Genomic DNA, 26,146 nt, shown 5'->3' with positions numbered 1-26,146 from the left:
TCGATGATCAACCTCTTTGATCAACCGGAACATATTCCTGCTTGCCAGGCCCTACATAATCAGCACGAGGACGGATCAGGCGATTGTTTGAATATTGTTCCAGGATGTGAGCCAACCAGCCGGATACACGACTTACAGCAAAGATCGGAGTGAATAGGTCATGATCGATGCCTAAGCTGTGGTATACAGATGCTGAATAGAAATCAACATTTGGCGGCAAGCCTTTGTTAGACGTAAATACGTCTTCTACTTTGACGGACATTTCGTAGTATTTGCTTTGTCCTGTTAATTCAGTTAATTTTTTAGACATTTCTTTCAGGTGCTTCGCACGTGGATCCCCTTGGCGGTAAACGCGGTGACCGAAGCCCATGATTTTTTCTTTCTTGTTTAACTTGTCCAGGATATATTCTTCTGCTTTATCCACAGAACCGATTTCAGTAAGCATCTTCATAACCTGCTCATTCGCACCACCGTGAAGAGGCCCTTTTAAAGCTCCGATTGCTGCAGTAACACCTGAATACACATCGGAAAGAGTCGCTACACAAACACGAGCTGTGAATGTGGAAGCGTTTAACTCGTGATCCGCATGAAGAACAAGTGCTTTATTGAACGCTTCAACTTCAACAGGCTCAGGATCTTTTCCAGTCAGCATGTACAAGAAGTTAGCGGCAAAGCCAAGATCCTTACGCGGTGCAATCGGTTCCTGACCGTTGCGGATACGTGCAAAGCTTGTAACGATCGTAGGGATCTTCGCTTGCAGGCGGACAGCTTTCAAATAGTTTTCCTTATCTTCCATCACATCTGCTTTGTCATCATATAATCCCAGTAAAGATACAGCAGAACGTAAAGCGGCCATCGGGTGAACCTTTTTGATGTCATACATTTTGAAATGTTCGATGACTTCTTTTGGAAGTTCAGCGTTTGCAGCCAATAGTTCTGTAAATTCTTGAAGTTCGGAGGCAGTAGGAAGCTTCAGGTGCCACAATAAGTAGATAACCTCTTCGAAGCTTGCATTGTTTGCTAAATCGTCAATGTTGTAGCCAACATATGTAAGAGTATCGTCAATGATGGAGCTGATGGACGATGTCGTTGCTACAACTCCTTCTAATCCGCGAGTTGCTGTCATAATAAACCTCTCCTTTTGTTAATCTTTTACCCATTTTCATATGAGCATAAAACCCTACAAAACGATCTATTAAATCTAGTAGGCTTGTTTAAATAGAACGTAAAGAAACACGTTGAGCGATTGCTCAATTCCTATACAAAAAATGATTCCCGGCTCTTCTATGATAACACGAGAGCTTGGGATGCGCTTACATTTCCTATTATAAACAATTATCTGACTTTTGTGAATGAAAACGCACCAATTTCTATAAAAATTATTTTTCTAGAAAAATAAACCAGCCGAAAAAAGAACTCCCCCGGGATGATCCCGAGCAACTCTTCAAAGAAAAAACTCATAGCATTTCATCGCAAGATAAGCAATGCCTGCCCCGATAAGCGGACCTACAGCAACGCCTTTAAAGACCGCCACGGCTAAGACGGTTCCAAGGACCAATGCCGTCGTAAGGTGGGGATCATCTTCCAATAAAATCAATCCGTTTTTCGCAATCAAAGCAACAGCCATCCCAGAGGCAAGGGCAATCCATGCATAGGGGGACTTCAACGAATCAAAGAGATCCTTAAATCCGATTTCTCCCGTTGCAATCGGTGCCAGTACCGCAATTGTAATGATAGTAACACCCCAATTGATCCCTTTCGACTGAATAGACGCAAATACTTTCTCGTCAAGGCCCAGCAATTTTAGTACGATCAAACATGCTACGGCTATAATAATCGATTGATTCTTTGCCATCAGACCGATTCCCAGTAAAAGCAGTAAAAATAGAAATGGCTGTGTCATATCCTTCACCCGTCTCCCTCATATGTAGTCCAATCATTATCCTACCATATCAACTATTTTAATCATTGATAAAATCATTGAACCTTCGCAAATAAATCTTCCTTTCATTTCCTGTCTCTTATAAAATAGAATTACTAGACTCGGTAGGAGGGAAGCTCTTGAATTTAGATTATGTTTATCGAACGATCCGCTTTCTGGTCGTTGTAGCGATCATCATTCTTTCATTGATTTCACTCTATTACATATGGAAACTTGCTTATCCATTTATCATTGCCGTCGCCATCGCATTACTCATCAATCCGATGGTGAATGGACTTGAAAAATGGCTGCCGCGGATTTGGGCCGTCACCCTATCTCTCATTATGATTGTTGCCATTTTTGCAGGTCTCATCACGTTATTGATCGCCGAAATCGTCTCCGGAGCCAATTATTTAGCAGAAGAACTGCCTAAGCACGTGCAAACACTCGTTACATACGCAGAAGATATCATTGTTGGACAGGTCATCCCGCTCTACAATCAGCTTGCCGGTATGTTCAAAAATCTTGAAGCCGGACAACAGGATACGATACTCGAGAATATCCAAACAGCCGGAACGAAAATTGCCACATCAGCAGGAGATTTTCTGCAGAACTTTTTCACGAAACTGCCACAGCTGATCTCGTGGATCCCGAATGCCGCATCCGTCCTGATATTCGCCGCGCTGGCTACGTTTTTCATCAGCAAGGACTGGTATACATTATCCGCTAAAGCGGAGAAAATCATTCCAGGGAAAGCGATGAGCAGCGGAAGAAAAGTGTTCATTGACTTAAAGCGCGCCCTGTTCGGATTCATCCGGGCTCAATTTACTCTCATCTCGATCACCGCCATTATCGTGCTGATTGGATTAATCATCCTCAGAGTAGATTACGCCATCACCATTGCACTCGTGACTGGCCTCGTTGATATCCTGCCTTATCTTGGGACGGGCGCTGTATTCGTTCCCTGGATTGCCTATGAGTTCATCACGGGCAATGTAGGCCTCGGAATCGGGCTGTCAGTCCTCTACATGGTCGTCGTCGTCCAACGGCAGATCATGGAGCCAAAGGTACTCTCTTCAAGCATCGGGCTCGATCCCCTTGCGACATTGATAGCCCTATTTGTCGGCTTCAAACTCATCGGATTTTTAGGACTGATCGTCGGTCCTGTAGTACTCGTAATTCTATCTACTTTGAAGCGGGCTGGTGTGTTCGAAGATACGTGGAAATTCATCATGGGGGTAAAATAGAAAAAAGCACTGCTCGCGAGCAGTGCTTTTTTTCTTTATCGGTAGATGATCACATTTCCATTGTTGATCCAGCGTTTGAATAATCGGTAGATGAATGGTTTGAACATTTTTCTCGTGGCCGGCAGCAACAGCAGGAAACCAATGGCATCTGTAATGAACCCCGGTGTCAATAGGACAACCCCACCGACAAGGATACATAAACCATCCATGATGGCATCACCCGGCAATTGACCGTACTGCATATCACGCTGCGCTTTTCTGATCGTCTCGATTCCCTGCTTCTTTGCCAGGTAGGCTCCCAGGATCCCTGTTGAAATGATCAGTAATACCGTCGGAATTAGACCAATGGCTTGTCCGGAAAGAACCAATAAGCCGATTTCTAGTGCGGGTATGATAATCAATAGTAAAAGCATATATCTCATGATGGATTCCTCCATTTGGTTTAGTACTTGCTTCCTTTTATTATAGCATATTAGATTGTTTGTGTATTATGAGAGGGATTTTGGGGTGTTTTAATGGTATTTGGGTGTTGTAGGGGATTTGGTTTTAGTTGTGGGAGTTTTGGCGTTTGTTGCGGCAGTTTCAAGGTTTGTTGCGGCACTTTCGGCGTTCGTTGCGGCAGTTTGAACGTTTGTTGCGGCACTCTCCCAAATCTATGCAGCTACTTTCCAACGGAATTGGGCCACTTTCACTGTTAATTGTGCCACTTCCCTCTCTAATTGGGCCAAAACCACTATTAATCGGGCCACTTCCAACAATAATTGTGCCAAATTGTGAACACCACGCCACATACCACACTCCAAACACAAACAAAAAAACCAGAGCCCATAAAGACTCTGGTTTCCCACATATATCTACTTACAATACACTGGCATACCCATTATAGATCACGCCATGTGTAGCATCCACTGTGATTTCCTGGCCATTCTTGAATAGTGAAGTGGCATGGTCAACACCAACCACAACAGGAATTCCCAAGTTAATTCCAACAACGGCTGCATGGCTTGTCAGTCCGCCTTCTTCAACGATCAAGGCAGAACATTTTTCTAATGCAGGCATCATTTCTTTATCTGTGCCGATGGTTACAAGGACTGAACCTTCAGTCGTGTTCTTCACAGCTTCTTCAGCAGTGGTTGCCACTACTGCTTTACCGTAAGCTGACTTGCGGCCAATTCCTTGACCTTTAGCCACGACGTCGCCCACTACGTGGATTTTCATCAGGTTAGTTGTTCCTGTTTCACCAATCGGAACACCTGCTGTGATGACGATGCGATCTCCGTGCTTCGTCATACCTGAGTTGACACTCTCTTCAACAGCCATATCAAGCATTTCATCTGTTGTTGTCACTTTACGTCCCAATGTAGGGTGTACGCCCCAGACAAGCGCCAGGCGGCGTGATACAGAATCCGTACCTGTCACCGCTACGATTGGTGCTTTCGGACGGTATTTCGAGATCATGCGTGCTGTGTGCCCACTCTCAGTCGGAGCCACAATTGCATTTACATCAAGATTAAGAGCCGTGTATGCGACGGATTGCCCGATGGCATTTGTCATATTGTGCTCGCTGTCTTTGCTGCGGGCAGCTAGGATTGTATCATAATCCAGCGCCGTTTCCGCTCTGGATGCGATGTTATGCATTGTTTGAACTGCTTCTACAGGGTATGAACCTGCAGCAGTTTCACCAGAAAGCATGATTGCGTCTGTACCATCAAAGATGGCGTTGGCAACGTCACTTGCTTCCGCTCTTGTCGGTCTTGGGTTGCGCTGCATGCTATCCAGCATTTGAGTCGCTGTGATGACAGGCTTACCTAAAGAGTTACATTTCTTGATCAATTGCTTTTGCACCAATGGTACTTCTTCCGCAGGGATTTCTACACCAAGATCTCCACGTGCAACCATCAAGCCATCAGAAACTTCAAGGATCTCATCGATATTGTCGACACCCTCTTGGTTTTCGATCTTAGGGATGATTTGGATATGAGACGCGTTGTGCTCTTCCAATAATTGACGGATTTCCAATACATCAGATGCACGACGGACGAATGATGCCGCGATGAAGTCAACGCCTTGTCCGATACCGAATACGATATCACTTGCATCTTTATCCGTGATTCCCGGAAGGTTCACAGATACGCCAGGTACGTTTACACCTTTTTTGTTTTTAAGTGTTCCACTGTTGGCAATATATGTGTGGATTTCACCGTTCGCTTTGTCGATTTCCGTAACTTCTAAACCGATTAAGCCGTCATCCAGAAGGATTTTAGAACCAACATGGACATCATCGATCAATCCTTCGTATGTAACGGAGAATTTTTCAGTTGTGCCCAGTACTTCTTTCATGGAAACGATGACGTTTGAACCTTGAGTTAATTCAATAGCTCCGCCTTCCATGTTGTTTGTACGGATTTCCGGACCTTTTGTATCAAGCAGGATACCGACTGTTTTGCCTGCTTTTTCAGCTGCTTCGCGGATATTGACGATACGTTGTCCGTGTTCTTCATGGTCACCGTGTGAAAAGTTCAAGCGGGAAACATTCATTCCTGCTTCGATCAGTTGTGATAACTTCTCTACGCTCTCACTGGCAGGACCGATCGTGCATACTATTTTCGTTTTTCTCATTTTCTTTACCTCCTGAAATCTTACAACAATTTAGATTGAAAGCTCTTTGGAAAGTCTGTACATGTTAAAGTCAATTTGATGTGGCTTGGCAAGTGCTTCAATAATATCGTAATCAACTAGTTGATTTTTCTCAATTCCTACTGCTCTTCCGCCTTTACCTTGAGAAAGCAGTTCAACGGCATGAGCACCTAAGCGGCTTGCAAGAACGCGGTCGGCAGCTGTCGGCGTTCCACCGCGCTGAATGTGACCAAGGACGGAGACACGTGTATCCATTCCCGTTGCTTCGGTAAAGCGGTTCGCGAATTCATTCCCGGACATGACGCCTTCCGCAACAATGATGACACTATGCTTCTTGCCGCGTTCCTGTCCTTTCTTCAAACGGTTCACGACGTCATCAAGATCGAACTTCTCTTCAGGGATCAGGATCGTTTCAGCTCCACCGGCAAGACCGGACCATAGAGCGATGTCCCCTGCATTTCGTCCCATTACTTCAATGATGAATGTTCTCTCATGTGAAGTCGCCGTATCACGGATTTTATCGATTGCATCGATAACCGTGTTAAGGGCTGTATCAAAGCCGATTGTATATTCAGTACCAGGGATGTCGTTATCGATTGTACCAGGTACACCGACACATGGGTAACCCCATTCCGTCAAGGCTTTTGCCCCTTGGTAAGATCCGTCTCCACCAATGACAACAAGTCCTTCGATGCCGTGTTTCTCTAACTGTTCAATCCCTTTTTTCTGACCTTCTTTTGTTTTGAATTCTTCACAGCGGGCTGTATAAAGCATCGTTCCCCCACGGTGAATGATATCACCGACAGAACCAAGCTCAAGCTTCCTGATGTTCCCGTTGATTAATCCATTATACCCTTGATAAATACCGTACACTTCCATGTCCATGAAGATTGCTTTACGCACAACTGCACGGACGGCTGCATTCATACCGGGTGAATCTCCACCACTCGTTAATACACCAATCTTTTTCATAGTATCACCTCATAAAGAAATATGCCTTTATATGTAAATGAATGGTACATCTTGTTAATCGTTTCACATAAATCAAAGAAAAGGAAATTTTCGTTCTACATTCATTACATTATTATGGACCAATAGACTTTGGATTATTTCTAAAATAACACGAAGGTTCAAGGTTCTCAACAAGTTACTAGATGGAAACTCAAAAGACGAAATAATCTATTAAATGGAAGCGTTTTAATTGTTAAAACCTTCAAAAAACCGACACAATCCTTCGAAATTGAATGAAAAAGACTGACAAAAGGTCATTCCTATTTGTCAGTCCATGGTTTGTTATGATTTTACCCCGATTAAATCATTTAAAACGGAATATTCGCCCATCGCTTTGAATTTTTCATAACGATGTTGAATCAATTCGTCCTTCTTCATTGGAACCAATTCTTTCAATGACTTCTTCAGAACGTCATTGATATAGTGAGCCTGTTCCTCAACATCTTTATGCGCTCCGCCTTTCACTTCCGTGATGATGTCATCGATGATACCAAGTTCCTTTAAGTCAGGGGCCGTAATCCTCATGGATTCAGCCGCCCGTTTCGCCTGGGTGGAATCCTTCCAAAGGATGGCTGCTGCCCCTTCAGGTGAAATAACGGAGTATGTGGAGTTTTCCAGCATATGAATATGGTTACCGACTCCAAGTGCCAGAGCACCGCCACTACCGCCTTCACCGATCACGATGCAGATGACGGGAACCGTCAGGGCAGCCATTTCAACAAGATTACGCGCAATGGCTTCACTCTGTCCGCGCTCTTCAGCTGCCTTACCTGGGTAAGCACCTTTCGTATCGATGAAGCAAATGATCGGACGGTTGAACTTGTCCGCCTGTTTCATCAAGCGCAAGGCTTTACGGTAGCCTTCAGGATGAGGCATCCCGAAGTTACGGCGAATGTTCTCCTTCGTATCTTTCCCTCGTTGGTGACCGATGATCGTGACAGGGACATCGTGAAACTTCCCGACTCCCGACACGATGGCTTCATCATCCCCATATAGTCGGTCTCCATGCATTTCAATGAAATCTGTAAAGAGGTACTTAATATAATCCAGCGTAGTAGGACGATTCGGATGGCGTGCCACCTGAACCCTTTCCCACGGCTTCATGTTTTCGTAGATATCATTTTCAAGCTTCGCGAGCCGGTTTTCAAGCTTCTCGATTTCCTTTGATAAATCGACATCTGAATTCTGAGTGAACTCCTTCAGCTCGGCAATTTTCTTCTTGAGCTCAAATACAGGCTTTTCAAATTCCATCTCATTTACCATGGCAGATCACCGTCCCACTGATGTATATCAAGTACTGTCCCGATTTTCTCTTTTAACTCGAGTCTCGAGATGACTCCGTCAAGTTGTCCATGTTTCAATAAAAATTCGGATGTCTGGAAGTCCTCCGGCAGATCTTCCCGGATCGTCTGCTCGATGATCCGTCTCCCTGCGAAGCCGATCAATGCTCCCGGTTCCGCGAAGTTATAATCCCCTACGGATGCGAAACTTGCGGAAACACCTCCCGTTGTCGGGTGAGTCATGATCGAAATGAAGAGCCCACCGTTTTCGCTCAAACGATTCAGTGCGACACTGGTCTTGGCCATCTGCATCAAGCTAAGGACACCTTCCTGCATTCTTGCCCCTCCTGAAGCAGTGAAGATAATGAACGGAACCTTCCGTTTATCGGCTTCTTCAATGGCTCTTGTGATTTTCTCTCCGACCACAGATCCCATGCTTCCCATACGGAAACGGGAATCCATAATGGCTGTCACCACTTCAATGCCGTTGACCTTTCCTGAACCGGTCAGGACGGCTTCATTCATACCCGTCTTCTTACGGTCCTTTTCCACTTTGCTCTCATAATCAGGGAAGTTCAGCGGGTTACCCGAAGTCAGGTCATGATCAAGCTCCTTGAACGTGCCTTCATCTATAAAACTATCTACTCTCTCAGGTGAACTCATACCATGATGGTATCCGCAATGAATGCACACCTTTAAGTTCTTTTGAAGTTCTTTCGTATACATGATTTTTTTGCAATCAGGACATTTTGTCATGATGCCTTCCGGAACGTCATGTTTGGCCGCTTCAGAAGGAATCGTTGCATATTTTTTCTTTTTCGATTTGTTAAAAAGTTCCTTTAGCAAGGTGAAACCTCCTTACCGAATGACAGGTTGCTACTTCAGTGGGAAGATATTCCCTTCCATGACAGCTGTCCATTCGCTTCTCTATAGTAAATGCATGATATAAAACTGCTTGACTATCAGTTTAATGGAAGTGTTTAAAAAAAGATGTTGGAAATTGTCGCGTCTTCATCGACAATTTTCCTAACCCTTTTATACGTCTCTTGCACAGTCTCTTTCTCTCCATGATCAATGCCATAAAGCATAGTGATCAACTCTTCCTTCATTGCTGCAGTGAGCTTTTTCTCACCACAGATCAACGTTTCGAAATCATTCAGTATATTCCAGATCCGTTGGGATAAGTAGTTTGAACTGATCATCACGATCTCCCTGAACGCGTCGTCCAGGTTCTCACATTCAGAAACCTTCTCCCGTAAGGAATCAGTCTTTTTTTCTTCTAAAAACATGGCTTTTAATGCTTCTTTTTCAATCATCATCTTTGTTTGAAGGATGTCTTCCTGGGCCATGTCGTCCTGCAGGATGAACATACCTAGAAGGTCGATCAAGTGATGATCCCTGAAATCCCTCAGAAAGGTACCTTCTCCCCTGCGTGTCTCGATCAGACCCAGTAATTCTAGTGCCCGGAGTGCTTCCCTGACAGAAGAGCGGCCGACATTCAATCGTTCGGACAGTTCCCTCTCGGATGGAATCTTATCTCCGGGCTTAAGGCAGTCCTTCGATATCATTTCTCTCAGCTGGTGAACAATTCCAATATATACCTTAGCGTGAGTATGGAGAGAGTTCACTTCTGTCATCATTCACTCTTCCCGATAACCGCTAAATCTTCTGTTTTCTTACGGATTTCTTCCGGGTCCACCTTTAAGCGGGCAACCCCTGTTTCCATAGCCGTCTTCGCTACGGCAGCCGCTACAGCTGGTGCTACACGCTTATCGAAAGGTGCAGGAATGACATAATCTGCGTTCAATTCGTCTTCTGTGATCAGCGCGGCGATCGCTTCAACGGCAGCCTGCTTCATTTTTTCATTGATGTGAGTGGCACGGACATCGAGTGCACCCCTGAAAATTCCCGGGAAGGCAAGGACATTATTTACCTGGTTAGGGAAATCGGAACGACCTGTTCCCACAACCTTGGCACCAGCTGCTTTCGCAAGCTCCGGCATGATTTCAGGAACCGGGTTTGCCATGGCAAAGATGATTGGATCCTGTTTCATCGAGGAAACCATTTCTTCCGTCAACGCACCTGCAACGGATACACCGATGAATACGTCGGCATCCTTCAATACTTCTGAAAGGCCGCCTTTGATATGGTCACGGTTCGTAAACTTCGCGACCTCGTCTTTCGTAGAGTTCATTCCCTCAGGACGACCTTCGTAAATCGCACCTTTGGAATCACACATGATGATGTCCCTTACACCGTAACGGTAAAGAAGCTTAATGATGGCCATACCGGCAGCACCTGCGCCGTTTGCCACGACTTTGATCTCGGACATCTTCTTCCCTACGATCTTGAGAGCATTCACAAGTCCCGCCACGGTAACGATCGCCGTACCATGCTGATCATCATGGAATATTGGGATATTGGTTTCTTTCTTTAAGCGTTCTTCAATTTCAAAACAGTTCGGTGCAGCGATATCTTCCAGGTTCACGCCACCAAATGTCGGTTCAAGAAGCTTGACCGTTTCAACGATCTTGTCCACTTCCGTTGTATTCAAGCAAATAGGGAATGCATCGACCCCTGCAAAGCTTTTGAATAGAACCGCTTTTCCTTCCATAACGGGAAGAGCCGCTTCCGGTCCAATATTTCCAAGGCCCAGTACAGCCGTACCATCGGACACGACAGCAACCATATTCCCTTTCATTGTGTAATCATAGACGGTTTCAGGCTTGTCATAAATCACCTTACAAGGTTCCGCCACACCAGGGGAGTAAGCTAGACTCAAGTCATCCGCGTTCCGGACTTCCACCTTGGATTTAGACTCTAATTTCCCTTTATTCACTCGATGCATATGCAGAGCTTCTTCACGTAATGACAAATTGACTCACTCCTTTTGATTCTTTTACATGCTATGGATCGAATCGCACTCACGCGAATCTTCTAAATGTAAAATGTATAAGTAAAATAATAAGTTCAGAGGTGGTCAGACCACCTTTTTCTATTAAACAATAATATAAATTATGGTTTTAGTAAAGTATGTTATTTTAATATGACATTTGTTCTGCCAAGAATACGGGATAATTCTTCAAGCGCCTCTTCTGACGGACGGATGCACTGATGGTCTGGTAACCTTACACTCTTTTTCTCCTGCTCATAGTAAACGATGACTGGATTCTTCCCTCTGAAATCTCTTATTACTTGTTGAATCCCTTCCATACATAACTCTTGATCCTGATCAACGGAAATTTTCAAGTAGAGCTTTTGACTGCTCTCCTTTACCCTTGCCTGCACATCCTCCAACGTTTCCAGCTGATTCACAATGAACTGGAGCTTGTCGTTCCGCTCTTCAACATTGCCGCCGAACAGGAGGATATTCCCTTCTTTCAGTTGAGGCATATGATTTCGATACACATTCGGAAACACCACTGCTTCCATTTCTCCGCTTTCATCACCGATCTCAAGGAAAGCCATCACTTCCCCTTTTTTTGTACGGATCGACTTTACCCCGGTAATATAGCCGCCAAGTCTGATTTTCGATGCTTTCTGAAGATCGGCTATCTGCTGCAATCCAAGCTCTTCAAAAAGAGCGCGATAAGAAGAAACGGGGTGATCCGACAAATACAGGCCAAGGACCTGCTTCTCAAACTGAAGCTTCGTATCAATCGTCATCTCTTCCACTTCCACATATTTAGGCTTCAGCATAAACGCCTCTTCTTCATCGAACAAGTCGGGATCGTCTTCGGGATTTACAAGCTCCGCGTGTTGAGCTGCAACGTCAAGACTCGCTAGCAAGGTTGCCCGGTCGATCCCAAATTCATCAAATGCCCCTGAGAGCACCAAATTCTCAAGAATCTTCCGATTGATCGTTTTCGAAGACACCCTCATGCAAAAATCAAACAGATCCTGAAACGGCTTTTCTTTTCTCGCACGGATGATCTCTTTCAAAGCAGCCGCCCCGATTCCTTTAATCGCACCTATGCTGTACCGGATCCGATTCTTCCCTTCAACGGTAAACACAAACTGACTGCTATTGATGGACGGAGGAAGGATCTCGATCCCATATTGTGTAGCTTCCCGAATGTACTGAGCCACCTTCGTTTCGTTCCCGACGACAGAGGTCAGTAGCGACGACAGGAAGAACGCCGGATAATGGGCTTTCAGATAAGCGAGCTGATAAGCGATCATACTATAGGCAACGGCATGGGAGCGGTTGAAACCATAATCGGCAAACCGGACAATCAAATCATAAATCGTATGGGCAACGTCCTCACGGTATCCTTTACGGATCGAGCCTGATACAAAATGCGCCCGCTCCTGATCAAGGACATCCTTTTTCTTCTTAGAAACGGCTCTACGAAGCAGATCCGCTTCCCCGAGGGAGAATCCCGCCATTTTCGAAGCGATCTGCATGATCTGCTCCTGATACACAATGACGCCATACGTCATTTCAAGAATAGGTTTCAAATCAGGATGGGGGTACTGCACCTGTTCTGCCCCATGCTTCCGCTTGATATACGTCGGGATATTCTCCATCGGACCCGGACGGTACAAGGCATTTACCGCCACGATGTCTTCAAAGGAATTCGGCTTCAGCCTTTTTAACACATTCCGCATCCCATCTGATTCAAGCTGAAAAATCCCGTTTGTCTGTCCCTTACTCAAAAGTTCGAAGGTTTTGGCATCATCCATGGGGATGGAATCGATGGAGAACGATTTACCCGTCCCCATCTGCACGTTCTTCACAATTCGTTCTAATATACTTAAATTTCGAAGTCCGAGGAAATCCATTTTTAATAGACCGATTTCCTCTAATATATCCATAGAGTATTGGGTCAAATGAATACCTGATGCACTGCCCTGGATCGGTACCCACTGCACGAGAGGCGCTTCACTCATTACTACTCCTGCAGCATGGGTGGACGTATGTCTTGGAAGTCCTTCAAGTTTAAGAGCCGTCTGAAACAACTTTTGATAATGATCAGAACTCGTCACAAAGTCGCGGAATCCCTTTGACTTTTCATAGGCTTCCTTCAAGGTGATTCCCAGCTGATTCGGCACAAGCTTCGAAACCTGCTCCTGCTCCTTCATATTCAGGCCGAAAACCCGACCCGTATCACGAAGTGCCGCTTTGGCTGCAAACGTCCCGAACGTAATGATTTGGGCAACATGGAGACTGCCGTACTTTCCTTCCACATATTCAATCACTTCGTCGCGCCGGTGATCAGGGAAATCGATATCGATATCGGGCATGGATACCCGTTCTGGATTCAGGAACCGCTCAAACAGCAAATGATGCTCGATTGGGTCCACATCCGTTATATTCAATGCGTAGGAGACGAGGGAACCTGCTGCCGATCCACGTCCCGGTCCTGTCAGGATCTTTCTTTCCTTTGCGTACTTCATAAAATCCCAGACAATCAGGAAGTAATCACTGAACCCCATCCGTCCAATGACCTCAAGCTCATAATCCAGTCGCTCGATGTACTCATCGGATACCGGTTGGACACGCTCACTTAATCCTTTTTCACAAAGATGTGTCAGTTCCTGGAGGGCAGACACTCCCTCAGGCAGAGGATATTTAGGAAGGAGCTGCTGATGGAACGGAATGGTCAGGTGGCAGCAGTCCGCAATCTTCATCGTATTCTCAAGAGCCGAAACATGGTCAGAGAATAACTCCACCATCTGCTCTTTACTTTTAAAGTAAAACTCCTGTGATTCCAGTACGTCCCGGTCATCTTCCGACAGCTTCACTCCATCGCGAATCGCCGCCATGCACTCATGGGCAAAATGATCCTCCTGGTCGAGGTACTGCACGTCATTGGTAGCGACGAGTTCTGCTCCCGTCTCATCCGATAACTGCTGGAGTAATGGAATAAGAGAATCCTCAGAAGACAAGCCATGGTTCTGCATACTCAAATAAAAAGAGTCCCGGCCGAACATCTGCTGATAAGTACGGATGCATTCTTTTGCTGTTTCTGTTTCACCATTTAACAACAGACTCTCAATCTCACCATTGATTCCCGGGGTGATCGCAATCAACCCTTCACTATAAGAAGAAAGCCACTTTAAGGGAAGGCCATCCTTCGACTTTGCCCCGATGGCACTCGAGATTTTCAATAGATTCTGATAGCCCGTTTGATTTTTCACAAGGAGAACAAGTGGATGGGAACGTTCCTCAGAGGCAATATCCGCGGTCAATCCGATGATCGGCTTGATGCCTTCTTTGACACACGCCTTATAAAAAGGGATGGCGGCATACATCATATTTTTATCGGTCAAGGCAAGCGCCTTAAACCCGTATTCTTTCGCTCTATGTACAAGTCCATTTATCGAAATCGTGCTAGACAAGAGACTATAGGCACTCGCTATTTGTAAATGAACAAATGACATGTTATGCACAACCTTTTTCTCAATATACTTTTATTATAGGAAAGAAACCTCAAAAAAGAAAATATGTTCTCCCTCATATCTTGTCCCCCAATCCCATATAGTTATCGTAAAGACACGTAATAGATGGAGATGATGAAATGGCAGAAGCTTTCTTTCCGGAATTATTCAAAAGCTTCTTTATTGCTATGGGGGTACTTCTAGGTGGATCACTGCTCGGCGGATTGGCCTCTTTCGCCATGGGGCAGCCCTTATTCATTGAAATGAGACGACTATCCGATTTCCTGCGCATCTGGGCCATCATCGCAGCAATCGGCGGCACATTCGATACGGTGTACAGCTTTGAAAAAGGCTTTCTGAACGGGGAGACAAAAGAACTCTTTAAACAATTCCTGTGGATCCTGTCTGCCCTCGGAGGAGCCAACACAGCCGCCATGATCATCACCTGGCTCACCCAGGAACATATGCCGTCATGAGGATCCCCCCATTCTACCGCCTTCCCTCCTGGCAGCGGTTCTTCGCCGGAATGGTCGTAGGAGGCATCATCAGCTGGATGATCTTCCTCTTCATGTTCGGCACCATGCATGAAAAACAGGCCCTAAAAATAGAAGAACAAAAAAATGAAATCAGCAAACTGAAAAACACCCTGTCCTATCTGCAGGAAGAATACAAACAATTAAACAAAGAAAATGAAAACGAACTGACCATTCAGGAAGTTAAAGTGAAGATCATCAATACGACCAAAACAAAAGTGGAACTGCTCAGTATTCATGAAACCGAAGATCGGCTGAGCGAAGATTTGCGGAGCCTTTTGACCAAAGATTTAGAAACAGTATATGGGAATAAAGAGCTTATCAAGAAGATTATTGAGAATAAAACCGTTAAGCTGAATGATAAAAACTTTCGGTTGAAAGTCAGGGAGATGTACTTCTATACGACGACTCAGATTACGCTGGAGTTGAAGTACGATGATGATTAGTTGGGTTGGGTGAACCTGTCGGTGGCAGGTTCTTTTTTCGTTTTTGAGAGAAGTAATGTGTTGAAATTTGAATGTAGAGGGAACCCTCGTCCGAATCCTTACTTGAGCGGGCATGATGGGTTACTTCTTCTGCCCTTTCATGGTATTTGCGTCATTTCCGAGCACATTTGCGTCAAAACTGAATTTTTTGCGTCATTATTTTGATATTTGCGTCAAATGGATCTGTAATTGCGCCAAATACCAAAATTAACCATATACGAATAACTCGATAATGCCCGGAACAACCTCAATTGTATAAAAAATACATATATACTAGTTTTAACCGACTTTCATGAGAATAACTTCTAAGTCCATTCGTTGTACTTTATGAAAAGGCCTTTCAACCATATAAGGAGCGAATTCAATGAAAAGTTCACCGACCAACTTCATCACCAGGTTAAAAAAGAAAAAAGAAGATGCATTGGAGTATATTATCGATGTCTATATGCCACTTGTAAAAACCATCGCCACAAAGGTTTTACACAATGGAAATCGTCTTGATATCGATGAATGTATCAATGATGTGTTCCTCACTGTCTGGCAAAATGATCATCAATTTCAAGGCGACGCAGAGGATTTCAAAAAGTGGATCGGGATGATCACCAAATATAAGGCCATCGACCGGTACCGTCAGGCTGAAAAACGGAACGCCCGTGAACAGTCCGACGAATCCCTTCAGCAAAAATCAAGTCCTCTCCAAACCGACACTTCCGTACTGCGACGGGAAGAGAAAAACGAATTATTAGCAGCGATCAGTCAGCTCGATGAAATGGACCGGGATATTTTCATGATGAAATATTATTTGGATTTGACCAATATCGAAATCGCGGAGCAATTAAACCTTTCTAAAGCAGCTGTGGATAACCGATTATACCGTGGGAAGAAAAAATTAGCCTCGAATGTGACATTAAAGGAGCGACTGGTATGAGCATGAAGGAATGGATAGATATAGATATCGATACACTTGAATTGGAAGAAGTGACGGACTTGGAAAAAAAGCGAGTTAAACAACACGTCCTAAAAAAACGTAAAAAGACACATGTATGGAGGAATATAGCGGTTGCATCTGTCATGCTGATCGGTGTCTCTACCGCAGCAGGCTTTGCCTATCCCTCTTTCGCTACTCAGATTCCGTTCATGGATGATGTTATAGACTATTTCAGTGTTGACGACACATACAAAGAGTTTGACGAGTATTCAACGGATATCGGACTTTCAGAGAGTAGCAACGGAGTGACCGTCCTGATTGATAATGCCGTGTACGACGGCACGAATATTACGGTCTCATATGCCATGGAAACGGATAAAGACTTTGGGGAAGGCCCGACTAGAGGGGCCAATTGGTTTGACATAAAAGGGGCCATCGGTAACGGTGGGAGCAGTAAAATCACGAAGATCAGCGATAACCGCTATGTCGGGTTATCCACCATCACCCCAAGCTTTAAAGGCGGCGACACTCCGGATAAGGTAGAGATTACTTGGGAACCACAGACGCTTTACAGTACTTCCAATGATGTAGAGGTGGATGGAGATTGGTCCTTCGCCTTTTCATTGAAACGGCTGGATGGAGACGTCAGGCTTGTAAACGAAACCGTTAAGACGAACGATATTCACTTCATGTTAAAATCCGTTGAGCTTACAGATGTATCAACGGTGATTGCATATGAGCAGGTGGTGACGGACTCACTTCTCGAGGAATGGCCAGAGGTAACGCCTACATTCACCGTGAAAGACGATCTTGGTCATGTCTACATCGATGGAACAGGTGGAGGCGGCTTTTCTGAGGACAACGGCAAAACACTTGAAGGTACCACTTCATTCGGAACCATTCAGGATGGTGCCAGTCAACTCATCATTGAGCCCGTTGAAATTGCCAGTCTCATGTTTGGAAAAGGCCATACCGAAATCAAGCTTGAACCCATTATCATTAACCTAAATAACTAAATTCGTCACCCCCTATATATGCCTTCAATAGGGGGGTATTTTTTATTCCAATCTCGGATTTCCTTCCCCACTAACTCAGGGCAATCCCAATGCACATTATGTTTCGAATTCTCGAACCCGACTACTTTCACTTCTTTCAACGCACTCTTCAGTTTTTCGATTCCATGCTGACGTGAACGGTCTGAGTCCGAAATAGTAGCATGAAAGAATAAAACAGGGCACTCAATGAATGGATACGTTGTCGAACATGGTTCAAGATAAAAGGCTTTAATCGTTGCCAAAAGACTGTCCCTGTCAGCTCTCAATTGATAATGGCCATCCTCTTTTACAAAGTTTGAAGAAATGATTCCCTCGAGCTGCTGATCCCAAGGCCGTGTCGTGTACTCCTTGTATGTGTTTACTATATCTTCCCAAGACCGATATCGGCTCGAATCAATATACTCTGCCCAATCGGAATGAGCCTTCTCCCTTGTATATCCCACAACCATTTCAGGGAAAACATACCCTCCATCAATTAATATTAGCCCCTTTATTTTATCAGGGAATTTCGCCGCGAGATGTAATGACAGGTCAGCTCCCCAGGAGTGCCCCAACACATATGCTGGTTCAGACGTCATCTTGTTGATGACTCCCATGATCCGATTCGCTAATGAGGAAAAAAGGTAGTCTTCTTCACCGTCAAGAGGGGCGGTTTCTCCGTGTCCGGGAAGGTCTAATAGGATGATATGAAAATCGTTACGGAGATGCCCGGCAAGTTCAATGAAGCTGTTGGAATCGGCTGTCATCCCGTGCAGGCATAAGAGAGGTGGAAGCTGTCGGTCTCCGATTTCATAGACAATAAAGGGATGGTTGTCCACCATTATGGTCCGTTGTTTCATGTTCATTCCTCCATACTTAATCGACATTTAAACCGCTTCACCCCCGGATACTTCTCACCCAAACTCCTAACCTCAAACCCTATTTTCTTATAAAACATCACTGCTTCTTCATCCGTCTCAGCAGTAATACCCGAGAAAGAACCATGTCTCCTGATAAAATCAATCATCTGTTTCCCAATCCCCTCACCACGGTGTTGTGGCATCACGGCTATATGCTTGACCTCGCACCAATCATGATCCAGTAACTCAATCCCGATACACCCAAGCAGAGCGTTGTTCTTCACAAACCCAAATAGCTTTCTCTGGGAGGAATGAATGTACAAATCATATTCCACTTTGACTTTCTCATGGGCCGTCGCAAAAGATAGTAATGTTCTGACATCAGGATCGATGGGTGTTGATTTCAATTCTTCCATAGAAGACTCCCTTCCATTTGCGAACGTAATCATCTATATCTCTTCATCCCATTCTCAAATGCTTCCCGGTCGTGGTTCTCAAAGCCGTGGAGCGCTTCCTGCAACGCGAATGTCCCTCTATAGAAAGCCATCCTGTCCAAAATGTGCTCCCCATTCGGATACATGTCCAGGCAGGTGCGGACGAAGTGTTCCCCGTAACTGGATAATAGCCCTGCAAAGTCGTAAGCAGGATCTCCCACTTCAGTTTCACCAAAATCGATTATTCCGGAGATCTCCTGGCTCTTCGCATCCCATAGAATATTCGAAGCCCCAAAGTCTCCATGAATGAGGACCGGTTGGAAATCCAGTAGTTCACTTTTGGATAAAAATGAATCGAAATGGTGGCTTACTTCGCATTTTGCGTTTTCATTCATATGTGGAAAAAGCTTCTCCTTGATCCGATTGTATAAATCGACGATTGAACTTCGTATATCATCAATGCTTTTCTTCTCGATTTCTAAATCATCGATAGACTGGGAGTGCAATTCAGTCAAAAACCCCGTCAATTGTGAAGCGATTTTTTGACTATGTTCTTCATGATCCTTAAAAACTCCTGGCCAGAATGGTTCACCATCAATCATCTTGTATCCCGTGAACACCTTCCCCACTTCCTCAGGTTCCATGGATTGATAAAGAGGGTATGGAACCGGTAATGAAATGGTACCCTTTACCGCTTCCAACACCTTCGTTTCTTTCTTTAATTTCCTGATTCCTTCCAGATACTTCGGAAACCTGAACACAAGTGAACCGTTGACGATGAGAACATCATTGTTCTGTCCGATTATGTTCATTTCGCTGTGAGTGATCGTGAACTCAGGGTACATTTCTCTTATTCGATTTTCATATTGTGACTCCACGTGTGTACCTCCTCTATTTCCTTTCCTCTAAAAACGCCTCATACTCCTCCGCAAATCGCTCTGCTTCTTCAAGGAACGGGTAATGGTTACTCCTCTCAAAGATGACCAATCTTGAATCTGATATACCCTCAGCCATTTCAATCGAATAGTTCAACGGACATTGCACATCATATCGGCCGCACATGATCAACGTCGGGACGTGAATCAATTCCAGTTTTCTCGTGACATCATAGACGTGTATTTCACGGATGAAAAAGTTCATCCGTGCAGCAGCCATTCCTTTATGAATATCCTTGGAAAAAAGATCACGATATTTCTCAGGTTTATGTAAGGATAATTTCGTCCTTTCAATTGACAATTCTTTTCTTTTTTTAAGTGATAAATCCGATTGCTTCAGTGTTTCAATCAGTTCCTGCATCCTTTCGTAATCAGGATGTGCCCGGTTGTAAATACAGTCTTCGGAAAAGGTCATATATTCTCTCGCTGCAGCTCCGACGATCACGGTAAAATCCAGACTTTTCGAGAAATGTATTCCGTAAAGAACTCCCAACATCCCGCCAGTGGAATGGCCGGCAAATCCCCAGCGTTGAAAACCTAATGTTTCCCTGACCGCTTCCAGATCAAATATCGTTTCCAACATACTGAGCTGATACGGTTCATATGCTTTGTCAGAACCCCCTGCTTCCCGTAAGTTAATCAAAAAGACTTGGTTCGTACGAGTGAAGGTCTCTGCGAAGTAGTCTCCTGTATGATTGAACTCGGAATAATGGTGGGTGACACATAACGGATCTCCCTGACCCTTCATGAATACTTCAAATACTCCGCGTGTTGTTTGGAGTAGCTTTCTTTCCCAACTGTTCATCCCTACACCCCACTTTATATGCTTGAAAAAAGGTCTCCCTAAAAAGGGAAACCTGTTGAATCACGATTCTTCAAAACGTACGCTTAACGGATTGTTTAGCTTTTTTAATTTTGGATGGAGCATGAAGTATACGGTAAAAACTAAATAACCGAGTGACGACAACTCCAATAGAAATTTTCCTGAAGTGAACTCCCCAATCACCCCGCCGAGCAGGTAGCCTAAAGGACTCAGGGATCCGAGAAGCGATGAAAGGAAGGCAAAGCCAATCCCTATATATCCCTTTGGAAGGTTGATCTGAATCAAGGTTTGCACATAAATCCCAATGATGCCGATCCCCATCCATGATAAAGCAAACAAGAGATAAGGCAGAAAGGGAACGTCAATCCATACAAATGCCAGCATCCAGCACACTCCGGACCATAATGACAGTAGTGGCAAAGTGCGATTAAGCGCAAACTTCTCAACCTGACTGGATAGGATGGTCCCTGATAAGGTGCCAAGAGATACGGCCGTCAGCCAGAATCCGTATTCCGAAGTTGATTCAGAAATAACCGGAAGCATGGACATCCCCATGGTTGCCATGACATTCATCCCGATAATGCCGAACACCAGGCTTAGAAGCGTATGACGTTTTTTCACGACTAGAAATCCTTCTTTGAAATCTTCCTTGTACTGCATGAGGAAGCGGCCGGTTCGTACGTCCGTTTCCTTTTTCGAGCGGGGGACGTTTAAATAAAATAGAAACAGGATGCCTGTCCCAACCAATAAAACACTATTCGTCACATAAATCAGCCCTATACCAATAAAGGCGATCAGTATTCCCGATACGGCATCACAAATGATATCGAGGGTTTGATAGGAAAAGGAAAAAATCGAATTCACCTTCGTCAACTGATCATGTGGAGTCAGACTTTCGATCAGGGCACTTTCAGTTGGATAGGTACATTCCGATAAGGAAAGAGCCAGAAACATCAATGTGAATAATAATGGCAGCCATAAGAGATGACCATAATACAAGACTGATATGACCCCAACAAGGACGCCCTGTCCAAGCATGGCTGTATAAAGAATCTTTCGTTTTGAAAAACGATCAATGATGGGACCATATAGAAATTGAATCGTAACGGGCAGGATGGCCACAGCACTGGTCAGTCCGATGAAAAAGGGTGAAGACGTAGCCGATTTCACGTACCAGATCGTGGCTATCATGTAGAAGCTGTCTGCAAAGTTCGTGATAATCCTGCCAGTCAACAAGATTAGTAGTTGTCTATTCATGTATCATAATCCTCCTTAAAATGAACAATTCACTCGTAGTAATTCGTTCATCTTAAGGCGGTTTCCACACGATGAATGAGGTCTAATGATCGAAGGGGTTTTGAAAAAGAATCGGGATCATAGCTCTATTCCTTTCTTATATTGGTACTGGTAATTATTTCATAAATATTTTGAATCTTCAACCTGGAAGTCAAGTAAGCCAATCACATTCAGTAGATCTGAAGTGTTAAGACTGACTATCATTACCGTAAAATTTATGTAAATAAGAAAATGAACGCACCTTTCTATGATAGGGTTTCTTTGTAGAGAATCGAAATAAAAAGGAGCTTAACATTTCATGAAACGTAGTGCTTTAGCATGCATAAGTATGGCCGGCATACTTATGACAGGACCCCTTAATGGACTAGCGATGACAAACAGTTCTACCCGCACGGATCATCTCCAACAGGAAATCTCGAACGCCAATGCGTACATATCAGATAACACAGTGAAAACGGAGAAATACCAGGCGATGGAAGATTCACCTTTTGCTTTTTACCGCGCAACGAACTTCCTTTATTACCAAGACCTCGATAATGGGACGATTCAGATTCCTAATGAATGGACCACAACCAACAATGTGGATACGTGGCTTTCTGGGGATTTCCATACTCAAAATGTAGGGTTCTTTGATAATGACGAAGGGGATATCGTATTTGACCTGAATGATTTCGATGATTCATACATAGGGCCTTTTTATTGGGATTTACTGCGTTATACGACCAGTATTTATCTATTGAAGGACCAATTAGATTGGAGTCTGTCTCAAGCAGAAGCCGATGACCTGGCTATGTCGTTTCTGACGGAGTATCAGGATACGCTAACAAGCGTGAACGGTAATGCAGGGGAAACGAGTGTGAAGATGGATAAAGCGACAGTGACAGGATTCATCGATGACGAAATGGATGATGTCATCAGCCGGGATGCATCACACGCTCTAGACAAATGGACGGTCATCAATAGCAGTGGGAATCGTCAATTCGATTGGTCCAATCCAGATTTATCTGTCGTTGACAGCAGTGATTTAGCAGATTTGGAAGGACATTGGTCTTCCTACCTTCAGGATATTTCAGATAAGGTTAGCAGCTGGGATACCCATTATTTTGATGTAAAGGATCGTGCCCGCCGCCTTCATTCAGGCTTGGGGAGCTTAGGAGTAGAGAAATATTATGTGTTAATTGAAGGACCAACAAGCGCAACAAACGATGATCAACTTCTGGAAGTCAAGGAACAGTTGAAACCGAATATGTTCGTCAATCCACTTACGGATGCTTCTACCTACAATAATCAACTAAATGGTACAGCAGATACTGCTCGGGTCGCTTATAAAGGACTTCAAGACCAGGTGGATGATCATATGGGCGTCTTAGCAGGAGGGAGTAAATCGTATCTTGTCCGCAGGATTTCCCCTTGGAAACATGGTTTAGATCCAGTTGATTTCAACAGCAAATCAGATCTCGACAGCTTTGTAAAATACTCGGCACAAGCCCTTGCCTATGCTCATGCACGTGCTGATCGGGATTATCAGGATCAATTCATTTCCTATAATTTTGAGGATGGTGCACTGCAAGCCATAGATGTATGGCCACAATTTAAGACAACAGTGGTGGATTTAGCAGGAGATTATGCGGATCAGGTAAATGCGGATTATCAATCTTTTCTTCAATTGATGCAGGAGAATCGGTTGCCGTAAACAGAAGAAGACCCCCTTCTAAAAGGGGGGGTTCTTCTATTACTCTATATACTTTCAAGACAATTTCCCTACGTTAATTCCCTCTTGATGTAGATTAGTCTATAGTGTTTTATGCTTTCTATAACAAATTAAGCTTTTCAGGTTAACTTGAGTCGACTTACTTTCCCCTTACCCATTTCATACGTTTTAATTAACAAAAAACTGAGACATCCAAGCAATATAATATGAGCCCGGGATGAAGATGAGTTGCGCGACCACTGTACCGAAAAGCCTTGACAGAACCATCATGATGGATAGCCCCTTTAACTCAGAATAATTCCCCTTCCCATTTGCCACATCATCAGCCATCACGGAAATCTTCGGATCAATGAACAAGGTTAATAGAATGGTTGCGATACCATTGATTAATCCAGAGGCCATGGTGGCAGCAAATCCTCGATCAGGCACGATAATTGCCGCATACAGCGCAGATAGAACACCAATTGTATAAACCGCTGTAATCATCATATTAATGAAAAATAACCTCTTTGGAATGCTTCTCAAGTTGATTCCCTTCAAATATCTCCGACCCGGCTTAGAAAAATGATTGATGCCTCTTTTATATAGGTCATTCTTAAATCCGAGCTTGATCAACCGAGGAACGGAACCGCCCTGCTCTGAAAGGTGGATAATTCCTCTGGAAAATAGAGCAACGAACGTTGGCAATAAAAAGATTCCTACCAATGTCCCTATAGTCGAGGCACCAATCAGCACCCTGAATTGGCCTTCTATCACTTCTAATTCATGACCTTCAGGCGCAGCATCAATGAGACCACCTGTAAAAGGCTGTTGCATCATATTCGACATCCTTGAAACAATTACCATCATATTGAACAACGAAAGACCAGAAGCAATAAGTTTTACCCTTGCACCTGATAACCTGACCGCATAAGCGAGTGTTTCAATGCTATGTATGATTAAAATAAATAGTGCAATCGAGATAACCGGTAACGATATTAAATCCACAGTGACAACTCCCTTTTTTATCCAAACATATTATAGCATTAAAAAAAGGAACATTTCGTATTTTTTAAATGTCGCTTTAATTCCTTTGCATTATTTTCTATACGCTTCATACCAGTGAAAAGGCTGAACTTCTTTTAACGTCTTAAATTGAAGATCACCTTCTGGATGGTAAATACCCTCCTTGATCTTTCATTAATAATCCTGAATCACGATTATTAATCCGTTTAACGAAAAACCTTCATCCATACACTCCCTTCATTTCACCAAAAAAGAAAAGCACTCAGGCATATTCAAATGCCTAAGTGCTTTTCAATAGTCTAACGAATCCGTAATGAGGATTTTATGACAATCCTTCTTCAATCACAAAACATGTCTTCCTTTAACCCGTTAGTTCTTTCTATCCTCCAACCAATTCTTATGCTGATTTCCGTTCAATTCCACGAAGCCAGGCTGTTAACAGAACCGCTCCTGCCACCATAATGGCACCAATCCAAGGTGTGTGAATCAAACCGATTCCATCTACAATGATCCCCCCTACAAAGGAACCGATGGCAATTCCGACGTTAAACGCGGCAATATTAAGAGCAGATGCTACATTGACTGCTGATGGAACGTATTTTTCAGCCAGGTTCACAACAAGAATCTGAAGTCCCGGCACGTTCATGAATGCGAATAATCCCATAAGGAAGATGGCGATAAGCCCTGCCACTTTGAATGGTGCTGCAAATGTAAGAGCTAATAGAATGATGGCTTGGAGAACAAACATCCAGAATAACGCTTTTAACGGATTTTTATCAGAAGCTTTCCCTCCGACAACATTTCCGATTGCTACGGCAATTCCGTATACAAGCAGGATAATGCTTACCCATTTGGCACTGAATCCTGTTACGTCCTCTAATAATGGTGTTAAATACGTGAATGCAACGAACGTTCCGCCATATCCAAGGGCTGTAATGGCAAAGGCTAGTAATAATCGACCATTCGTTAAAATTTTCAATTGTTCACTGAACTTGGCAGGTGGTGCTTCCTTTAAGTTTTTCGGCACAAGGATGGAACTTGCAATGATGCCTACGATACCGAGAAGGGCAACTCCCCAGAACGTGGCTCTCCATCCGAATGCCTGCCCGATAAAGGTTCCAAGTGGTACTCCTGTTACCGTTGCGACCGTCAATCCAGTGAACATAAAGGCAATCGCGCTGGCCCGCTTATGGGCAGGGACTAAATCGGCAGCGATCGTCGACCCGATCGAGAAGAAAATGCCGTGTGAAAAGGCTGTGATAAAACGGGCAACTAATAATAGTCCAAAGCTTGTGGACATGGCCGCAACCGAGTTTCCTACAATGAATAAGAGCATTAATGACATAAGCAGCGATTTCCGGCTCATCTTACTGGTCAATGCCGTCAAAACCGGTGCTCCGATGGCGACTCCAATGGCATAGCCTGAAATCAATAATCCTGCGAGTGTGATCGATATCGATAAATCATCGGCGATCGATGATAATAATCCAACAGGGACAAATTCTGTCGTTCCTATTCCAAAGGCACTGATGGCAAGGGCAAGTAACGCCGGTGTGCCGCCTTTCGTTTTTGACTGATCTATAGTAGCTGAAGTTGAACTCATAACGTAACTTCCTCCTTAA

23 protein-coding genes are annotated in these 26,146 nt (G+C 44.1%); 6 read left to right on the top strand and 17 right to left on the bottom strand.

Going from position 1 to position 26,146, the window contains the following annotated elements; translation table 11 throughout:
• Window positions 1-7: 7 nt before the first annotated feature.
• Window positions 8-1,126 (bottom strand): citrate synthase, encoded by a 1,119-nt coding sequence (gene citZ / locus LCL96_RS02425; protein WP_224939895.1) that lies wholly within the window; start codon window positions 1,124-1,126, stop codon window positions 8-10.
• A gap of 318 nt (window positions 1,127-1,444) precedes the next feature.
• On the bottom strand, window positions 1,445-1,903 hold the full coding sequence (locus LCL96_RS02420) for a DUF441 domain-containing protein (RefSeq protein ID WP_224941264.1): 459 nt from the start codon (window positions 1,901-1,903) through the stop codon (window positions 1,445-1,447).
• Window positions 1,904-2,061: 158 nt separating this feature from the next.
• Between LCL96_RS02420 and ytvI the strand changes: the two genes are divergently transcribed.
• Window positions 2,062-3,168, top strand: a complete 1,107-nt coding sequence (gene ytvI, locus LCL96_RS02415; protein WP_224939894.1) for a sporulation integral membrane protein YtvI — start codon at window positions 2,062-2,064, stop codon at window positions 3,166-3,168.
• A 35-nt stretch (window positions 3,169-3,203) separates the two neighbouring features.
• Here ytvI and LCL96_RS02410 read toward each other — a convergent pair whose 3' ends face one another.
• From LCL96_RS02410 to dnaE, 8 genes are all read right to left on the bottom strand, one after another.
• On the bottom strand, window positions 3,204-3,590 hold the full coding sequence (locus LCL96_RS02410; protein WP_224939893.1) for an FxsA family protein: 387 nt from the start codon (window positions 3,588-3,590) through the stop codon (window positions 3,204-3,206).
• A 436-nt stretch (window positions 3,591-4,026) separates the two neighbouring features.
• A complete protein-coding gene (gene pyk, locus LCL96_RS02405; RefSeq protein WP_224939892.1) occupies window positions 4,027-5,787 on the bottom strand; it encodes a pyruvate kinase in 1,761 nt (586 codons plus the stop codon).
• A gap of 30 nt (window positions 5,788-5,817) precedes the next feature.
• Window positions 5,818-6,777, bottom strand: coding sequence for a 6-phosphofructokinase (gene pfkA, locus LCL96_RS02400; RefSeq protein ID WP_224939891.1), 960 nt, complete (start codon window positions 6,775-6,777; stop codon window positions 5,818-5,820).
• 321 nt (window positions 6,778-7,098) lie between these two features.
• The gene (accA, locus tag LCL96_RS02395) at window positions 7,099-8,079 is read right to left on the bottom strand and encodes an acetyl-CoA carboxylase carboxyl transferase subunit alpha (protein ID WP_224939890.1); all 981 of its coding nucleotides are present in this window, start codon (window positions 8,077-8,079) and stop codon (window positions 7,099-7,101) included.
• Window positions 8,073-8,942 (bottom strand): acetyl-CoA carboxylase, carboxyltransferase subunit beta, encoded by an 870-nt coding sequence (gene accD / locus LCL96_RS02390; RefSeq protein WP_224939889.1) that lies wholly within the window; start codon window positions 8,940-8,942, stop codon window positions 8,073-8,075. The genes accA and accD overlap by 7 nt, the downstream gene beginning before the upstream one ends.
• A 134-nt stretch (window positions 8,943-9,076) precedes the next feature.
• A complete protein-coding gene (locus tag LCL96_RS23370) occupies window positions 9,077-9,736 on the bottom strand; it encodes a FadR/GntR family transcriptional regulator (RefSeq protein WP_263628041.1) in 660 nt (219 codons plus the stop codon).
• Window positions 9,733-10,971, bottom strand: coding sequence for an NADP-dependent malic enzyme (locus tag LCL96_RS02380; protein ID WP_224939888.1), 1,239 nt, complete (start codon window positions 10,969-10,971; stop codon window positions 9,733-9,735). The genes LCL96_RS23370 and LCL96_RS02380 overlap by 4 nt, the downstream gene beginning before the upstream one ends.
• A 161-nt stretch (window positions 10,972-11,132) precedes the next feature.
• A complete protein-coding gene (dnaE, locus tag LCL96_RS02375) occupies window positions 11,133-14,483 on the bottom strand; it encodes a DNA polymerase III subunit alpha (RefSeq protein WP_224939887.1) in 3,351 nt (1,116 codons plus the stop codon).
• A gap of 137 nt (window positions 14,484-14,620) precedes the next feature.
• Between dnaE and LCL96_RS02370 the strand changes: the two genes are divergently transcribed.
• The 4 genes from LCL96_RS02370 to LCL96_RS02355 all read left to right on the top strand — a co-directional run bounded on the left by LCL96_RS02370 (window position 14,621) and on the right by LCL96_RS02355 (window position 17,442).
• Window positions 14,621-14,956, top strand: a complete 336-nt coding sequence (locus tag LCL96_RS02370; RefSeq protein ID WP_034756917.1) for a YtrH family sporulation protein — start codon at window positions 14,621-14,623, stop codon at window positions 14,954-14,956.
• The gene (gene ytrI / locus LCL96_RS02365; protein WP_224939886.1) at window positions 14,953-15,459 is read left to right on the top strand and encodes a sporulation membrane protein YtrI; all 507 of its coding nucleotides are present in this window, start codon (window positions 14,953-14,955) and stop codon (window positions 15,457-15,459) included. The genes LCL96_RS02370 and ytrI overlap by 4 nt, the downstream gene beginning before the upstream one ends.
• 403 nt (window positions 15,460-15,862) lie before the next feature.
• Entirely contained in the window at window positions 15,863-16,426 is a 564-nt protein-coding gene (locus LCL96_RS02360) for a sigma-70 family RNA polymerase sigma factor (protein ID WP_224939885.1), read from the top strand.
• Window positions 16,423-17,442: a DUF4179 domain-containing protein gene (locus LCL96_RS02355; RefSeq protein ID WP_224939884.1), complete on the top strand. Its 1,020-nt coding sequence runs from the start codon at window positions 16,423-16,425 to the stop codon at window positions 17,440-17,442. The genes LCL96_RS02360 and LCL96_RS02355 overlap by 4 nt, the downstream gene beginning before the upstream one ends.
• A gap of 5 nt (window positions 17,443-17,447) precedes the next feature.
• Here LCL96_RS02355 and LCL96_RS02350 read toward each other — a convergent pair whose 3' ends face one another.
• Genes LCL96_RS02350 through LCL96_RS02330 form a run of 5 tightly spaced genes read right to left on the bottom strand, consistent with a single transcriptional unit; the run spans window position 17,448 to window position 21,769 of the window.
• Window positions 17,448-18,320, bottom strand: coding sequence for an alpha/beta fold hydrolase (locus tag LCL96_RS02350; RefSeq protein WP_224939883.1), 873 nt, complete (start codon window positions 18,318-18,320; stop codon window positions 17,448-17,450).
• A gap of 2 nt (window positions 18,321-18,322) precedes the next feature.
• On the bottom strand, window positions 18,323-18,736 hold the full coding sequence (locus tag LCL96_RS02345) for a GNAT family N-acetyltransferase (RefSeq protein WP_224939882.1): 414 nt from the start codon (window positions 18,734-18,736) through the stop codon (window positions 18,323-18,325).
• A gap of 29 nt (window positions 18,737-18,765) precedes the next feature.
• Window positions 18,766-19,632, bottom strand: a complete 867-nt coding sequence (locus tag LCL96_RS02340) for a phosphotransferase family protein (protein WP_224939881.1) — start codon at window positions 19,630-19,632, stop codon at window positions 18,766-18,768.
• Between the two features lie 13 nt (window positions 19,633-19,645).
• Complete coding sequence (locus tag LCL96_RS02335) at window positions 19,646-20,494, bottom strand: alpha/beta fold hydrolase (protein ID WP_224939880.1); 849 nt, start codon at window positions 20,492-20,494, stop codon at window positions 19,646-19,648.
• Window positions 20,495-20,554: 60 nt separating this feature from the next.
• Entirely contained in the window at window positions 20,555-21,769 is a 1,215-nt protein-coding gene (locus LCL96_RS02330) for an MFS transporter (RefSeq protein ID WP_224939879.1), read from the bottom strand.
• Window positions 21,770-22,106: 337 nt separating this feature from the next.
• Here LCL96_RS02330 and LCL96_RS02325 point away from each other — a divergent pair, with 337 nt between their 5' ends.
• Window positions 22,107-23,501 (top strand): DUF2252 family protein, encoded by a 1,395-nt coding sequence (locus tag LCL96_RS02325; RefSeq protein ID WP_224939878.1) that lies wholly within the window; start codon window positions 22,107-22,109, stop codon window positions 23,499-23,501.
• Window positions 23,502-23,687: 186 nt separating this feature from the next.
• On the opposite strand, the gene LCL96_RS02320 is transcribed toward LCL96_RS02325, so the two are convergent.
• Both LCL96_RS02320 and LCL96_RS02315 read right to left on the bottom strand, forming a co-directional pair.
• Window positions 23,688-24,506, bottom strand: a complete 819-nt coding sequence (locus tag LCL96_RS02320; protein WP_224939877.1) for a lipid II flippase Amj family protein — start codon at window positions 24,504-24,506, stop codon at window positions 23,688-23,690.
• 415 nt (window positions 24,507-24,921) lie between these two features.
• Window positions 24,922-26,127, bottom strand: a complete 1,206-nt coding sequence (locus LCL96_RS02315) for an MFS transporter (RefSeq protein ID WP_224939876.1) — start codon at window positions 26,125-26,127, stop codon at window positions 24,922-24,924.
• Window positions 26,128-26,146 lie beyond the last annotated feature (19 nt).

Source organism: Rossellomorea aquimaris, from assembly GCF_020172085.1.
GTDB classification, from domain to species: Bacteria; Bacillota; Bacilli; order Bacillales; family Bacillaceae_B; genus Rossellomorea; species Rossellomorea aquimaris_E.
Note: the sequence above shows the minus strand (reverse complement) of the source record. Positions and strands in the feature narration are given on the sequence as shown.

Bases quoted from the DNA above. Each gene is read 5' to 3' on its own strand.
- citZ (WP_224939895.1), bottom strand. From the start codon at position 1,126: ATGACAGCAACTCGCGGATTAGAAGGAGTTGTAGCAACGACATCGTCC.
- LCL96_RS02420 (WP_224941264.1), bottom strand. From the start codon at position 1,903: ATGACACAGCCATTTCTATTTTTACTGCTTTTACTGGGAATCGGTCTG.
- LCL96_RS02410 (WP_224939893.1), bottom strand. From the start codon at position 3,590: ATGAGATATATGCTTTTACTATTGATTATCATACCCGCACTAGAAATC.
- pyk (WP_224939892.1), bottom strand. From the start codon at position 5,787: ATGAGAAAAACGAAAATAGTATGCACGATCGGTCCTGCCAGTGAGAGC.
- pfkA (WP_224939891.1), bottom strand. From the start codon at position 6,777: ATGAAAAAGATTGGTGTATTAACGAGTGGTGGAGATTCACCCGGTATG.
- accA (WP_224939890.1), bottom strand. From the start codon at position 8,079: ATGGTAAATGAGATGGAATTTGAAAAGCCTGTATTTGAGCTCAAGAAG.
- LCL96_RS23370 (WP_263628041.1), bottom strand. From the start codon at position 9,736: ATGATGACAGAAGTGAACTCTCTCCATACTCACGCTAAGGTATATATT.
- dnaE (WP_224939887.1), bottom strand. From the start codon at position 14,483: ATGTCATTTGTTCATTTACAAATAGCGAGTGCCTATAGTCTCTTGTCT.
- LCL96_RS02370 (WP_034756917.1), top strand. From the start codon at position 14,621: ATGGCAGAAGCTTTCTTTCCGGAATTATTCAAAAGCTTCTTTATTGCT.
- ytrI (WP_224939886.1), top strand. From the start codon at position 14,953: ATGAGGATCCCCCCATTCTACCGCCTTCCCTCCTGGCAGCGGTTCTTC.
- LCL96_RS02360 (WP_224939885.1), top strand. From the start codon at position 15,863: ATGAAAAGTTCACCGACCAACTTCATCACCAGGTTAAAAAAGAAAAAA.
- LCL96_RS02355 (WP_224939884.1), top strand. From the start codon at position 16,423: ATGAGCATGAAGGAATGGATAGATATAGATATCGATACACTTGAATTG.
- LCL96_RS02350 (WP_224939883.1), bottom strand. From the start codon at position 18,320: ATGAAACAACGGACCATAATGGTGGACAACCATCCCTTTATTGTCTAT.
- LCL96_RS02345 (WP_224939882.1), bottom strand. From the start codon at position 18,736: ATGGAAGAATTGAAATCAACACCCATCGATCCTGATGTCAGAACATTA.
- LCL96_RS02335 (WP_224939880.1), bottom strand. From the start codon at position 20,494: ATGAACAGTTGGGAAAGAAAGCTACTCCAAACAACACGCGGAGTATTT.
- LCL96_RS02330 (WP_224939879.1), bottom strand. From the start codon at position 21,769: ATGAATAGACAACTACTAATCTTGTTGACTGGCAGGATTATCACGAAC.
- LCL96_RS02325 (WP_224939878.1), top strand. From the start codon at position 22,107: ATGAAACGTAGTGCTTTAGCATGCATAAGTATGGCCGGCATACTTATG.
- LCL96_RS02315 (WP_224939876.1), bottom strand. From the start codon at position 26,127: ATGAGTTCAACTTCAGCTACTATAGATCAGTCAAAAACGAAAGGCGGC.